Source organism: Escherichia albertii NBRC 107761 = DSM 17582, from assembly GCF_000759775.1.
In the GTDB taxonomy this organism is placed as follows: domain Bacteria; phylum Pseudomonadota; class Gammaproteobacteria; order Enterobacterales; family Enterobacteriaceae; genus Escherichia; species Escherichia albertii.
Genome location: NZ_BBMY01000009.1, coordinates 40,068 through 53,631 on the forward strand (window position 1 = coordinate 40,068; position 13,564 = coordinate 53,631).

Below are 13,564 nucleotides of genomic sequence, written 5' to 3' on the forward strand. Positions count from 1 at the left end.
TTTACCCCTTGTTTGCAGCCCGGAAGCCATTTTCCAGGTCGGCAATTAAATCTTCGCCATCTTCAATACCGGTGGAGATACGCAGTAGCGTCTCGGAGATCCCGGCGGCAGCACGCGCTTCTGGCGCCATGCCCGCATGTGTCATGGTTGCGGCGTGAGAGATTAAACTTTCCACTCCCCCTAATGATTCCGCCAGCGTAAATAACGACAGCCCGCTCAGGAAACGACGCAGCGTCTGCTCATCGCCATCCAGTTCAAAACTCAACATTGCGCCAAAGCCTTTTTGCTGGCGCACGGCAATTTCATGCCCCTGATTTTCCGGCAGCGACGGATGATACAGTTTTTTCACCAGCGACTGGGTTTGCAGATAGTTCACAATCGCCTGCGCATTACGCTGGGCCAGTTCCATACGCGGCACCAGCGTTCGTAGACCACGCAGCAGCAAATAGCTATCAAACGCGCCGCCCGTCACGCCAATATTGTTTGCCCACCAAGCCAGTTCGGCGACCACATCCGGCTCTTTGGCAATCACCACGCCAGCCACTACATCAGAGTGACCGTTCAAATATTTAGTGCATGAATGCAACACCAGATCGGCGCCCAATGCCAGTGGATTTTGTAATGCCGGGCTTAAGAAGGTGTTATCCACCACGCTCACCGCCCCGACTTCCCTTGCCAGATGACAGATTTTCGCAATATCCACGACGCGTAACAACGGATTACTTGGGCTTTCTACCAGTACCAGTTTCGGTTTTTCCGCCAGTGCTGCCTGCAATGCCTGCTCATCACTTTGATCAACAAACAACACACGGTAACACCCGCGCTTCGCCAGGCTGTCAAACAGGCGATAGCTGCCGCCATAGCAGTCGTGCGGCGCAACCAGCAGATCGCCCGGCTTCAAAAAGACAGTGGTCACCAGGTGAATGGCTGACATGCCGGTATTCGTCAGCACCGCGCCAGCTCCGCCTTCCAGTTCTGCCAGCGCACGCTGGACCACATCGCGCGTCGGGTTGCCGCGACGCGAGTAATCATGCACGCGCGGTTCATTAAATCCGGTAAAGTTATAGGTGCTGGAAAGATGGATTGGCGGGACAACACAACCATACTGCTCGTCGTCATTTAACCCACTACGCACTGCAATGGTGGCCTGTTTACGCGTCATGTGATGAAGTTCCCTGGGCTTTGTCGGTGAAAAGTCAGCCACCAGAGTAAACACTGCGCAAATAGACGTCAACACATCTGGACATCTAAACTTCTTTGCGTATAGATTGAGCAAATCCCAAATAGCCGTTAAAATTATATGCATTATCACGCCGACAGGTGCATTACACGATGTCACTGTGGCGCCTGTACGGTAAACTATGCGGGTTTATGGTCAGTACCCACATTAATTGTGTGGTCTGGTCTCAATTTATTGACGAAGAGGATTAAGTATCTCATGGCTGAATGGAGCGGCGAATATATCAGCCCATACGCTGAGCACGGCAAGAAGAGTGAACAAGTCAAAAAAATTACGGTTTCCATTCCTCTGAAGGTGTTAAAAATCCTCACCGATGAACGCACGCGTCGTCAGGTGAACAACCTGCGTCACGCGACCAACAGCGAGCTGCTGTGTGAAGCGTTTCTGCATGCCTTTACCGGGCAACCTCTGCCGGATGATGCCGACCTGCGTAAAGAGCGCAACGACGAAATCCCGGAAGCAGCAAAAGAGATCATGCGTGAGATGGGGATTAACCCGGAGACGTGGGAATACTAAAGCTGAAAAGAGCGGCGTGGGGTTAACCAGCCGCTGCATCTGCTGACAAAGGCAAAATCGCCTGATGCGCTACGCTTATCAGGCCTACAAAACCTGTTGAATTTATTGATTTTGTATCCCGGATAAGGCGTTCACGCCGCATCCGGCATAAACAACGAGCACGTTGTCAGCGGCTCTGCTCTAACCCACCGCTTTTTTATACATGGACGTTTAACTATGAAATACAGGCTACTCATTCTCAGCCTGCTGGTTTCCGCACCAGCCCTTGCCTAGCAACCGCAAACCGGCGACATCATCTTTCAAATTTCTCGCTCGTCGCAAAGTAAAGCGATCCAACTGGCTACCCATTCCGATTACAGCCACACCGGTATGCTGGTGATACGCAACAAACAGCCCTACGTCTTTGAAGCCGTCGGCCCGGTAAAATATACCCCGCTGAAACAGTGGATCGCCCACGGTGAAGATAGCAAGTACATCGTGCGTCGCGTTAAAGGCGGGCTAAATGCCGAACAACAGCAAAAACTAGCGCAAACGACAAAACGTTATCTCGGTAAACCTTATGATTTCAGTTTCTCGTGGAGCGACGATCGCCAGTACTGTTCGGAAGTGGTGTGGAAGGTTTATCAGAATGCACTGGGAATGCGTGTGGGCGAACAGCAAAAGCTGAAAGAGTTCAACCTTAGCAACCCGCAGGTTCAGGCAAAACTCAAAGAACGCTACGGTAAAAATATTCCGCTTGAGGAAACGGTGGTCTCGCCACAGGCCGTTTTCGATGCGCCACAACTCACCACAGTCGCCAAAGAGTGGCCGCTGTTTTCCTGGTGATATGACGAAATTTCAGGCACAAAAAAAGCGCCATACGGCGCTTTTTTCGGAAATCCGGTCTTATTTGCTGCCCGGGATGTTGAAACGCTTGTTGAAGCGGTCAACACGGCCACCGGTAGCAACATCACGCTGTTTGCCAGTGAAGAACGGGTGGCACTTGCTGCACACGTCGAGGTTCAGGTCATGACCAACGGTGGAGCGGATTTTCATCACATTACCGCAAGAGCAGGTTGCAGTAATTTCTTCGTATTTCGGGTGAATATCTTTTTTCATGGGAAAACCTCGGTTTAAGGCCGCGTCGCTCTTCCAGCCCTAACGCCAGACACCACGCGATGTTTAAAGTATAGTTTGACACGATCATTTCGCATCAAAGGCGCCGAATCATACAGAAATTAACCAGCGTATGCAAACTGATCCGCACTCCTCTGCGGCAATGTGTATACTGTTCCACCGAATTTCAAGCCAGGATGATGCTATGCCCGTTGCCCACGTTGCCTTGCCCGTTCCGCTTCCTCGTACCTTTGACTATCTGCTACCAGAAGGCATGACAGTTAAAGCCGGGTGTCGCGTACGCGTGCCGTTTGGCAAACAGCAGGCGCGCATCGGGATTGTGGTGTCAGTTAGCGATGTCAGCGAGTTGCCGCTCAATGAACTGAAAGCGGTGGTAGACGTGCTGGACGTTGAACCGGTGTTTACTCACTCCGTCTGGCGATTACTGATGTGGGCTGCGGATTACTATCATCATCCAATTGGCGATGTATTGTTTCATGCCTTGCCGATTTTATTGCGCCAGGGGCGGCCTGCGGCGAACGCGCCGATGTGGTACTGGTTTGCTACTGAACAAGGTCAGGCGGTGGATATTAACAGCCTGAAACGCTCGCCAAAGCAGCAACAGGCACTGGCAGCATTGCGACAAGGGAAAATCTGGCGCGACCAGGTTGCGGAACTTGAACTTAATGATGCCGCGTTGCAGGCGCTGCGCAAAAAAGGTCTGTGTGATTTAGCAAGTGAAACACCAGAGTTTAGCGACTGGCGCACAAACTATGCCGTTTCTGGTGAGCGATTGCGATTGAATACCGAACAGGCCACCGCCGTTGGCGCCATCCATAGCACGGCGGATACCTTCTCTGCCTGGCTGCTGGCGGGCGTTACCGGCTCCGGTAAAACAGAGGTTTATCTGAGCGTCCTGGAAAATGTGCTCGCTCAGGGCAAACAGGCGCTGGTGATGGTGCCGGAAATCGGCCTGACGCCGCAAACTATCGCCCGTTTTCGTGAACGGTTTAATGCGCCAGTAGAAGTTCTGCATTCCGGCCTGAACGACAGCGAGCGCCTTTCGGCGTGGCTGAAAGCGAAAAATGGCGAGGCGGCGATTGTTATCGGCACCCGCTCCGCGCTGTTTACGCCATTTAAAAATCTCGGCGTGATTGTTATCGATGAAGAGCACGACAGTTCCTACAAACAACAGGAAGGCTGGCGCTATCATGCCCGCGACCTGGCGGTGTATCGTGCGCACAGCGAGCAAATCCCGATTATTCTTGGCTCCGCAACGCCCGCACTGGAAACGTTATGTAATGTACAGCAGAAAAAATACCGTCTGCTGCGCCTGACCCGTCGGGCGGGGAATGCGCGTCCGGCAATTCAACACGTTCTGGATTTAAAAGGTCAGAAGGTACAGGCGGGGCTGGCTCCGGCGTTGATCACCCGTATGCGCCAACATTTACAAGCCGACAATCAGGTCATTCTTTTTCTTAATCGTCGGGGTTTTGCGCCTGCGTTGCTGTGCCATGATTGTGGCTGGATTGCCGAATGTCCGCGCTGCGATCACTACTACACGTTGCATCAGGCACAACAGCATCTGCGCTGTCATCATTGCGATAGTCAGCGTCCGGTGCCGCGCCAGTGCCCCTCCTGCGGCTCCACGCATCTGGTGCCGGTGGGACTGGGCACCGAACAACTTGAACAGACGTTAGCGCCACTGTTCCCTGGCGTACCCATTTCACGTATCGACCGCGACACCACCAGCCGCAAAGGCGCGCTGGAACAGCAACTGGCGGAAGTACACCGCGGTGGTGCACGGATTTTGATTGGCACGCAAATGTTGGCGAAAGGCCACCACTTCCCGGATGTGACGCTGGTGGCATTACTGGACGTGGACGGTGCGCTGTTTTCTGCGGATTTCCGCTCGGCGGAACGTTTTGCCCAGCTTTACACTCAGGTCGCCGGGCGTGCCGGGCGTGCGGGTAAACAGGGTGAAGTGGTGCTGCAAACACACCATCCTGAACATCCTCTGTTGCAAACGTTGCTGTATAAAGGCTACGACGCTTTCGCTGAACAGGCGCTTGCTGAGCGACGGATGATGCAACTACCGCCGTGGACCAGCCATGTGATTGTACGCGCGGAAGATCATAACAATCAGCACGCGCCGCTGTTCTTGCAGCAACTGCGTAATCTGATCCTCTCCAGCCCGCTGGCGGATGACAAACTGTGGGTTCTCGGTCCGGTTCCGACACTGGCCCCTAAACGAGGCGGTCGCTGGCGCTGGCAAATCTTGTTGCAGCACCCTTCCCGCGTGCGCTTGCAGCACATCATCAACGGCACATTAGCGCTTATCAATACAATACCCGATTCACGAAAAGTGAAATGGGTGCTGGATGTCGATCCTATTGAGGGTTAAATCGCTCACGATGCGAGGCGGATCGAAAAATTTAATATTCATCACACTTTTCATGAAAATTCTGTAACCGTTTTCACGCGCTATCTGCTAAAAATGTTGCCGATGTGAAAGCAACATGGAAGTACTGCGCCTGATATGCCAGGCGAGGAGTGAGAGTGAAAGCGAAGAAGCAGGAAACTGCAGCGACGATGAAAGATGTTGCTCTGAAGGCAAAAGTCTCAACGGCCACCGTCTCCCGAGCGTTAATGAACCCCGACAAAGTCTCTCAGGCCACCCGTAATCGGGTAGAAAAAGCGGCCCGGGAAGTGGGTTATTTTCCGCAGCCAATGGGGCGCAACATCAAACGTAATGAATCCCGAACCATTCTGGTGATTGTCCCGGATATCTGCGATCCCTTCTTTAGCGAAATTATTCGCGGTATCGAAGTCACAGCGGCAAGCCATGGATATCTGGTGCTGATTGGCGACTGCGCCCATCAGAATCAGCAGGAAAAAACCTTTATCGATTTGATCATCACCAAGCAAATTGATGGCATGTTGCTGCTGGGTTCAAGGCTACCGTTTGATGCCAGCATTGAGGAACAACGTAATCTGCCGCCGATGGTGATGGCGAACGAATTCGCACCGGAGCTGGAACTGCCTACGGTTCATATCGACAATCTGACCGCTGCTTTTAATGCAGTAAATTATCTGTATGAACAGGGACATAAACGGATTGGTTGTATTGCTGGTCCCGAAGAAATGCCGCTGTGTCATTACCGCCTGCAAGGCTACGTTCAGGCGCTGCGGCGTTGCGGCATTATGGTTGACCCGCATTATATTGCCCGGGGTGACTTCTCCTTCGAAGCCGGAAGCAAAGCTATGCAGCAATTACTCGACCTTCCACAACCGCCTACCGCAGTCTTCTGTCATAGCGATGTAATGGCACTCGGCGCACTTTCGCAGGCCAAGCGTCAGGGGCTGAAAGTCCCCGAAGACCTTTCTATAATTGGTTTCGATAACATAGACCTGACGCAATTTAGCGATCCTCCGCTAACAACCATCGCGCAACCACGTTATGAAATTGGTCGGGAGGCTATGCTGTTATTGCTTGATCAAATGCAAGGACAAATAGTCGGCAGTGGATCACGTTTAATGGACTGCGAACTTATTATCCGGGGATCAACACGCGCGTTAACTTAAAGTAAACCTTTAAGGCCTACGCGACTGGTCAAAGGCCCGCCGCTTAAGTAACATGGCGGGCTGACGAACGAATAAATACAGCGAAACGATAGTGGCACAACGAGATTATGTACGCCGCAGCCAACAGGCACCTTCGCGGCGAAAAAAGAGCACCTCACGGAAAAAGCAACGAAACATGCCTGCGGTTTCTCCCGCAATGGTCGCTATTGCTGCCGCCGTCCTTGTGACCTTTATCGGTGGTCTGTACTTCATTACGCATCACAAGAAAGAAGAGTCCGAGACGCTGCAAAGCCAGAAAGTGACCGGAAACGGGTTACCGCCGAAGCCGGAAGAGCGCTGGCGCTACATTAAAGAGCTGGAAAGTCGCCAGCCTGGTGTACGCGCGCCAACGGAACCTTCTGCAGGCGGAGAAGTAAAAAACCCGGAACAACTGACCCCGGAACAACGCCAGCTTCTTGAGCAAATGCAGGCAGATATGCGTCAGCAGCCGACTCAGTTGGTTGAGGTCCCGTGGAACGAACAAACGCCGGCACAGCGTCAGCAAACGCTGCAACGCCAGCGTCAGACGCAGCAGTTTGCGGAACAACAACGTCTGGCCCAACAGCCGCGTACGACAGAGCAAAGCTGGCAGCAGCAGACGCGTACATCGCAAACCGCGCAGGTACAGTCGCAACCGCGTCAATCTAAACCGGCTTCCACTCAGCAGCCGTATCAAGATCTGCTGCAAACGCCTGCGCACACCACCGCCTCGCAGCCGAAACAACAGCAAGCTGCGCCTGTTGCCCGCGCCGCGGACGCGCCAAAACCAACGGCAGAGAAAAAAGACGAACGCCGCTGGATGGTACAGTGCGGTTCGTTCAGAGGCGCAGAACAGGCAGAGACGGTACGTGCTCAGCTAGCGTTTGAAGGCTTTGATTCAAAAATTACCACCAACAATGGCTGGAATCGTGTGGTCATTGGCCCGGTGAAAGGCAAAGAGAACGCAGATAGCACCCTCAACCGTTTGAAGATGGCGGGTCATACAAACTGCATTCGGCTCGCCGCCGGGGGTTGAAACCCTCAAAATCTCCCCCATCTATACTCTCATTATGCCCCGCACTATTGTGCGGGGTTTGGATTCTGTATTCCTAACCAAGGGGTCTGCTCGTGACAACTATAGTAAGCGTACGCCGTAATGGCCACGTGGTAATCGCCGGTGATGGTCAGGCCACACTGGGTAACACCGTAATGAAAGGCAACGTAAAAAAAGTTCGCCGCCTGTATAACGATAAAGTAATCGCAGGCTTTGCCGGCGGCACGGCGGATGCCTTCACGTTGTTCGAACTGTTTGAACGTAAGCTGGAAATGCATCAGGGCCATCTGGTCAAAGCCGCCGTTGAGCTGGCGAAAGACTGGCGCACCGATCGCATGTTACGCAAACTTGAAGCATTACTGGCGGTCGCGGACGAAACCGCTTCGCTCATCATCACCGGTAACGGTGACGTAGTGCAGCCAGAAAACGATCTTATTGCTATCGGCTCCGGCGGTCCTTACGCCCAGGCTGCGGCGCGTGCGTTGTTAGAAAACACAGAACTTAGCGCTCGTGAAATTGCTGAAAAGGCGTTGGATATTGCAGGCGATATTTGCATCTATACCAACCATTTCCACACCATCGAAGAATTAAGCTACAAAGCGTAAGGATCTCCCATGTCTGAAATGACCCCACGCGAAATCGTCAGCGAACTGGATAAGCACATCATCGGCCAGGACAACGCCAAGCGTTCTGTGGCGATTGCACTGCGTAACCGCTGGCGCCGCATGCAGCTCAACGAAGAGTTGCGCCATGAAGTCACCCCGAAAAATATCCTGATGATCGGCCCGACCGGCGTCGGTAAAACCGAAATCGCCCGTCGTCTGGCGAAACTGGCTAATGCGCCATTCATCAAAGTCGAAGCAACCAAATTCACCGAAGTAGGTTATGTCGGTAAGGAAGTGGATTCTATTATCCGCGATCTGACTGACGCCGCAGTGAAAATGGTGCGTGTACAAGCCATCGAGAAAAACCGCTATCGCGCTGAAGAACTGGCAGAAGAACGTATTCTCGACGTGCTGATCCCGCCAGCTAAAAATAACTGGGGGCAGACCGAACAGCAGCAGGAACCTTCCGCTGCCCGTCAGGCATTCCGCAAAAAACTGCGCGAAGGCCAGCTCGATGACAAAGAAATCGAAATCGATCTTGCCGCCGCACCGATGGGCGTTGAAATTATGGCGCCTCCGGGAATGGAAGAGATGACCAGCCAGTTACAGTCCATGTTCCAGAACCTGGGCGGTCAGAAGCAAAAAGCGCGTAAGCTAAAAATCAAAGACGCCATGAAGCTGCTGATTGAAGAAGAAGCAGCGAAACTGGTGAACCCGGAAGAGCTGAAACAAGATGCTATCGACGCTGTTGAGCAGCACGGGATCGTGTTTATCGACGAAATCGACAAAATCTGTAAGCGCGGCGAATCCTCCGGCCCGGATGTTTCCCGTGAAGGCGTTCAGCGCGACCTGCTACCGCTGGTAGAAGGTTGTACCGTTTCCACCAAACACGGGATGGTCAAAACCGACCACATTCTGTTTATCGCTTCTGGCGCATTCCAGATTGCGAAGCCGTCTGACCTGATCCCGGAACTGCAAGGTCGTCTGCCGATCCGCGTTGAATTGCAGGCACTGACCACCAGCGACTTCGAACGTATTCTGACCGAGCCGAATGCGTCCATCACCGTGCAGTACAAAGCGCTGATGGCGACCGAAGGCGTGAACATCGAGTTCACTGAGTCGGGTATTAAGCGCATTGCCGAAGCCGCATGGCAGGTGAACGAATCCACCGAAAACATCGGTGCACGTCGTTTACATACCGTTCTGGAGCGTTTGATGGAAGAGATTTCCTACGACGCCAGTGATTTAAGCGGTCAAACCATCACTATTGACGCAGATTATGTGAGCAAACATCTGGATGCGTTGGTGGCAGATGAAGATCTGAGCCGTTTTATCCTATAATCGCGTTCAATCATTTTCATCATTGTTTGATGGGGCTGAAAGGCCCCATTTTTATTGGCGCGTAATATGACTGAACAACAAATTAGCCGAACTCAGGCGTGGCTGGAAAGTTTACGACCTAAAACCCTCCCTCTCGCCTTTGCTGCAATTATCGTCGGGACGACACTGGCATGGTGGCAAGGTCACTTCGATCCGCTGGTCGCTCTTCTGGCGTTAATCACCGCAGGATTGCTGCAAATTCTCTCTAACCTCGCCAATGATTACGGCGATGCCGTTAAAGGCAGCGACAAACCTGACCGTATTGGGCCGTTACGCGGCATGCAAAAAGGCGTCATTACTCAACAGCAAATGAAACGTGCGCTCATTATCACCGTGGCGCTGATCTGCCTCTCAGGGCTGGCGCTGGTGGTGGTGGCATGTCACACGTTAACCGATTTTGTCGGCTTCCTGATTCTGGGTGGACTGTCGATCATCGCCGCAATCACCTATACCGTAGGCAATCGTCCTTACGGATACATAGGTTTAGGTGATATTTCCGTACTGGTATTTTTTGGTTGGCTAAGTGTAATGGGTAGCTGGTACTTACAAGCCCATACTCTGATTCCGGCGCTTTTCCTTCCGGCAACGGCTTGTGGTCTGCTGGCCACGGCAGTACTGAACATTAACAACCTGCGCGACATCAATAGTGACCGTGAAAACGGCAAAAACACGCTGGCAGTACGCTTAGGTGAAATTAACGCCCGACGTTACCATGCCTGCCTGTTGATGGGCTCTCTGGTTTGTCTGGCGCTGTTTAATCTCTTTTCTCTGCATAGCCTGTGGGGTTGGCTGTTCCTGCTGGCGGCGCCGTTGCTGGTGAAACAAACTCGCTATGTGATGCGTGAAATGAATCCGGTGGCAATGCGCCCAATGCTGGAACGCACTGTCAAAGGCGCGTTACTGACTAACTTGCTGTTTGTTTTGGGAATATTCTTAAGCCAGTGGGTAGCATAACTGACAAATATCAATTAACAATTGATGATTTTGCCAACAACCCACATAGCGCGATATACTGAAAATTCTCGCAGCAACTGAATGTTAAGCCTATGAAATACGATACTTCCGAGCTTTGTGACATCTATCAGGAAGATGTCAACGTCGTGGAACCGCTGTTCTCCAACTTTGGCGGACGGGCGTCGTTTGGCGGACAAATCATCACGGTAAAATGTTTCGAGGACAACGGGTTGCTGTACGATCTGCTCGAACAGAATGGCCGTGGTCATGTCCTCGTCGTCGATGGCGGTGGTTCTGTTCGTCGCGCACTGGTCGATGCTGAGCTGGCACGTCTGGCAGTACAAAATGAATGGGAAGGAATGGTCATCTACGGCGCGGTACGTCAGGTTGATGATCTGGAAGAGCTGGACATCGGCATCCAGGCGATGGCCGCAATTCCGGTCGGCGCCGCAGGTGAAGGCGTTGGCGAAAGCGATGTCCGCGTCAACTTTGGCGGCGTCACTTTCTTCTCCGGCGACCATCTCTATGCCGACAATACCGGAATTATTCTTTCCGAAGATCTGCTGGATATTGAATAACTCTCTGCCATGCGTTAAAAGGGGGAATTAAATTCCCCCTTTTTTATATACTAAATACTTATAACAACTATTATGTTCCTTTGTTCGATTCATTTTAAACATCAATGTTTCACATCTAACAATATAAATTAATTATCGACACCCAATCCCCAAAAAACAATATAACATCGGAAATTAAGTTATATGGTAAATTAACTATTCCGGGAATATCGATATGAATTATCGGTAGTAGAGAGCACATTATATAATAAGGGATTGATATGAGATACGTTATCTTATTAATACTATGGATAATAACTGTTTTTCTTAGTCATCTTCAGCACAGCAACCTACTGTCTGGAGATCCTGGCATGGTTGGAGAGTATATCGGTTCAGTCGTTCTTGGGCCGCTATTACTCCCGGTGCTTGTATCTGGGATCCTGTGCGCATTCACTAAAAAAACGCGTAACTTCGCCAGTTTTACTCGCGGGTGCTGCTGGGTATTGGGAGTGCTGCTTTTATCCAATATCGGCAATATGTTTCGTATGTTCACCCCGTGGCAATATACATTTCAGAATGCTGCAATTTCCGTGACTGTCCCGAACAGACACTGGAATACGGTTTCCATTAGTACTGATAAGACCATTGATATAAGAAGTGAAGATAATAGCGTCTTTATCTCTGCTTTCCGCCTGCCCGCAGGGCGTAGCGCCGATGACTCGCTGGAAGAGTTAAAGAATATGCAGAGAGACAATCTCAAGGATCAATACAATGAAAAAACCTTCCAGTTTCATGATTGTAATGCCAAACATTTCACCTGCAAATATCAGGATGTGCTAATAACTTTTGATGGTCAGCAGAAGAGAACTATCAGCATTTATCTTGAAGATACCCCCAGGGCTGTGGGGCTCATTGCATTAATGGAGCCAGACACGTCAGAGAAATATCGCCAGCAAGCAATGGAGATTATGCTGTCTGCCCAAAATACCCGGAAGTAAAAAATAAGGCGCCTTGCGGCGCCTCAGTGTGAAAGAGATTAAACCTCTTCCATGCGACCCAGCAGAGCCTGCAGACGTTCCTGCCAGCCGTTTTGCTGTTCTTTCAGATGATTGTTCTCACGCTCCAGCTCCTCACGCTGATGCTGGGCATTCTGAACTTCTTGCGACAATGAGTTGTTTTTTTCTTTCAGCTCTTCGATTTCCATCTGCAACAGGGTGATGGTATCAATCGCCTGCTGTACTTTTGCTTCCAGTTTCTCAAACACTTCTAATGACATCGTCATACCTCTCCTGAATTGCAAGGCGTTGATGGATAAAAATCCTCGTCCCGATTATCGGTGACGCCTTAATAAATACGAGCGCACTTTAGTTAGCTCCGATTGTATGAAGCCGCGACATCGCTGTCCAGCGACACGCCTTGCAGATTACGGTTTGCTACACTTTTCGTCCTTCTCCTGGTTACATACCCCACGCGAATTGCAAATGTTAATATATTTGTTACACAAATGATCTTACAAGCGTGCATCATGTACAAACATAAGAAATAGATGGCGCGATAACGCTCATTTTATGACGAAGCACACACATTTTAAGTTCGATATTTCTCGTTTTTGCTCGTTAACGATAAATTCACAGCGAACCTACAAGCATCGTGAGGGTCCGTGACTTTCACGCATACAACAAACATTAACTCTTCAGGATCCGATTATGAGTCAAACATCAACCTTGAAAGGCCAGTGCATTGCTGAATTCCTCGGTACCGGGTTGTTGATTTTTTTCGGTGTGGGTTGCGTAGCTGCACTTAAAGTCGCTGGGGCGACTTTTGGTCAGTGGGAAACCAGTGTCATTTGGGGACTGGGGGTGGCGATGGCCATCTACCTAACCGCAGGGGTTTCCGGCGCACATCTTAATCCAGCAGTCACCATCGCATTGTGGCTATTTGCCTGTTTCGACAAGCGCAAGGTTATCCCTTTTATCGTTTCACAATTTGCCGGTGCTTTCTGCGCCGCGGCATTAGTTTACGGGCTTTACTACAATTTATTCCTCGACTTCGAGCAGACTCATCACATTGTGCGCGGAAGCGTCGAAAGTGTTGATCTGGCAGGTACTTTCTCTACTTACCCTAATCCTCATATCAATTTTGTGCAGGCTTTCGCAGTTGAGATGGTGATTACCGCTATTCTGATGGGGCTGATCCTGGCGTTAACCGACGATGGCAACGGCGTACCGCGTGGGCCTCTGGCTCCGTTGTTGATTGGTTTGCTGATTGCAGTCATTGGCGCATCTATGGGCCCATTGACGGGCTTTGCCATGAACCCAGCGCGTGACATCGGTCCGAAAGCCTTTGCCTGGCTTGCTGGCTGGGGCAACGTCGCCTTTACCGGCGGCAGAGACATTCCTTACTTCCTGGTACCGCTTTTCGGCCCCATCGTTGGCGCAATTATAGGCGCATTTGCCTATCGCAAACTGATTGGACGCCATTTGCCGTGCGATACCTGTGTTGTGGAAGAGAAAGAGACCACTACACCTTCACAACAAAAAGCTTCGCTGTAATGTGACTA

At 51.2% G+C, this 13,564-nt stretch carries 13 protein-coding genes and 1 pseudogene; 11 read left to right on the forward strand and 3 right to left on the reverse strand.

What is annotated here, in order from left to right; genetic code table 11:
* Position 1 precedes the first annotated feature (1 nt).
* Entirely contained in the window at positions 2-1,162 is a 1,161-nt protein-coding gene (gene metB, locus EA14781_RS02910) for a cystathionine gamma-synthase (protein ID WP_002460642.1), read from the reverse strand.
* A gap of 276 nt (positions 1,163-1,438) precedes the next feature.
* Here metB and metJ point away from each other — a divergent pair, with 276 nt between their 5' ends.
* Both metJ and EA14781_RS02920 read left to right on the forward strand, forming a co-directional pair.
* On the forward strand, positions 1,439-1,756 hold the full coding sequence (gene metJ, locus EA14781_RS02915) for a met regulon transcriptional regulator MetJ (protein ID WP_000852809.1): 318 nt from the start codon (positions 1,439-1,441) through the stop codon (positions 1,754-1,756).
* Between the two features lie 216 nt (positions 1,757-1,972).
* Positions 1,973-2,581 (forward strand): annotated as a pseudogene (locus EA14781_RS02920) (YiiX family permuted papain-like enzyme).
* Positions 2,582-2,641: 60 nt separating this feature from the next.
* Here the strand turns inward: EA14781_RS02920 and rpmE are convergent.
* Complete coding sequence (gene rpmE, locus EA14781_RS02925; protein ID WP_000710772.1) at positions 2,642-2,854, reverse strand: 50S ribosomal protein L31; 213 nt, start codon at positions 2,852-2,854, stop codon at positions 2,642-2,644.
* Positions 2,855-3,056: 202 nt separating this feature from the next.
* On the opposite strand from rpmE, the gene priA reads away from it, so the two are divergent.
* The 8 genes from priA to EA14781_RS24095 all read left to right on the forward strand — a co-directional run bounded on the left by priA (position 3,057) and on the right by EA14781_RS24095 (position 12,002).
* Complete coding sequence (gene priA, locus EA14781_RS02930) at positions 3,057-5,255, forward strand: primosomal protein N' (RefSeq protein WP_002460635.1); 2,199 nt, start codon at positions 3,057-3,059, stop codon at positions 5,253-5,255.
* Between the two features lie 155 nt (positions 5,256-5,410).
* Positions 5,411-6,436: a DNA-binding transcriptional regulator CytR gene (cytR, locus tag EA14781_RS02935; RefSeq protein WP_000644889.1), complete on the forward strand. Its 1,026-nt coding sequence runs from the start codon at positions 5,411-5,413 to the stop codon at positions 6,434-6,436.
* Between the two features lie 91 nt (positions 6,437-6,527).
* Positions 6,528-7,490, forward strand: a complete 963-nt coding sequence (ftsN, locus tag EA14781_RS02940; RefSeq protein WP_000068855.1) for a cell division protein FtsN — start codon at positions 6,528-6,530, stop codon at positions 7,488-7,490.
* A gap of 92 nt (positions 7,491-7,582) precedes the next feature.
* Positions 7,583-8,113 (forward strand): ATP-dependent protease subunit HslV, encoded by a 531-nt coding sequence (gene hslV, locus EA14781_RS02945; protein ID WP_000208242.1) that lies wholly within the window; start codon positions 7,583-7,585, stop codon positions 8,111-8,113.
* Between the two features lie 9 nt (positions 8,114-8,122).
* Positions 8,123-9,454, forward strand: coding sequence for an ATP-dependent protease ATPase subunit HslU (gene hslU / locus EA14781_RS02950; protein WP_001293346.1), 1,332 nt, complete (start codon positions 8,123-8,125; stop codon positions 9,452-9,454).
* A gap of 66 nt (positions 9,455-9,520) precedes the next feature.
* The gene (gene menA, locus EA14781_RS02955) at positions 9,521-10,447 is read left to right on the forward strand and encodes a 1,4-dihydroxy-2-naphthoate polyprenyltransferase (protein WP_010342312.1); all 927 of its coding nucleotides are present in this window, start codon (positions 9,521-9,523) and stop codon (positions 10,445-10,447) included.
* A 92-nt stretch (positions 10,448-10,539) separates the two neighbouring features.
* Positions 10,540-11,025, forward strand: coding sequence for a ribonuclease E activity regulator RraA (gene rraA / locus EA14781_RS02960; protein WP_000872904.1), 486 nt, complete (start codon positions 10,540-10,542; stop codon positions 11,023-11,025).
* A gap of 350 nt (positions 11,026-11,375) precedes the next feature.
* Positions 11,376-12,002, forward strand: coding sequence for a hypothetical protein (locus EA14781_RS24095; RefSeq protein ID WP_002460629.1), 627 nt, complete (start codon positions 11,376-11,378; stop codon positions 12,000-12,002).
* 38 nt (positions 12,003-12,040) lie between these two features.
* Here EA14781_RS24095 and zapB read toward each other — a convergent pair whose 3' ends face one another.
* On the reverse strand, positions 12,041-12,286 hold the full coding sequence (gene zapB / locus EA14781_RS02970; protein WP_001296623.1) for a septal ring assembly protein ZapB: 246 nt from the start codon (positions 12,284-12,286) through the stop codon (positions 12,041-12,043).
* A 424-nt stretch (positions 12,287-12,710) separates the two neighbouring features.
* Between zapB and glpF the strand changes: the two genes are divergently transcribed.
* Positions 12,711-13,556: a glycerol uptake facilitator protein GlpF gene (gene glpF / locus EA14781_RS02975; protein ID WP_000084289.1), complete on the forward strand. Its 846-nt coding sequence runs from the start codon at positions 12,711-12,713 to the stop codon at positions 13,554-13,556.
* Positions 13,557-13,564 lie beyond the last annotated feature (8 nt).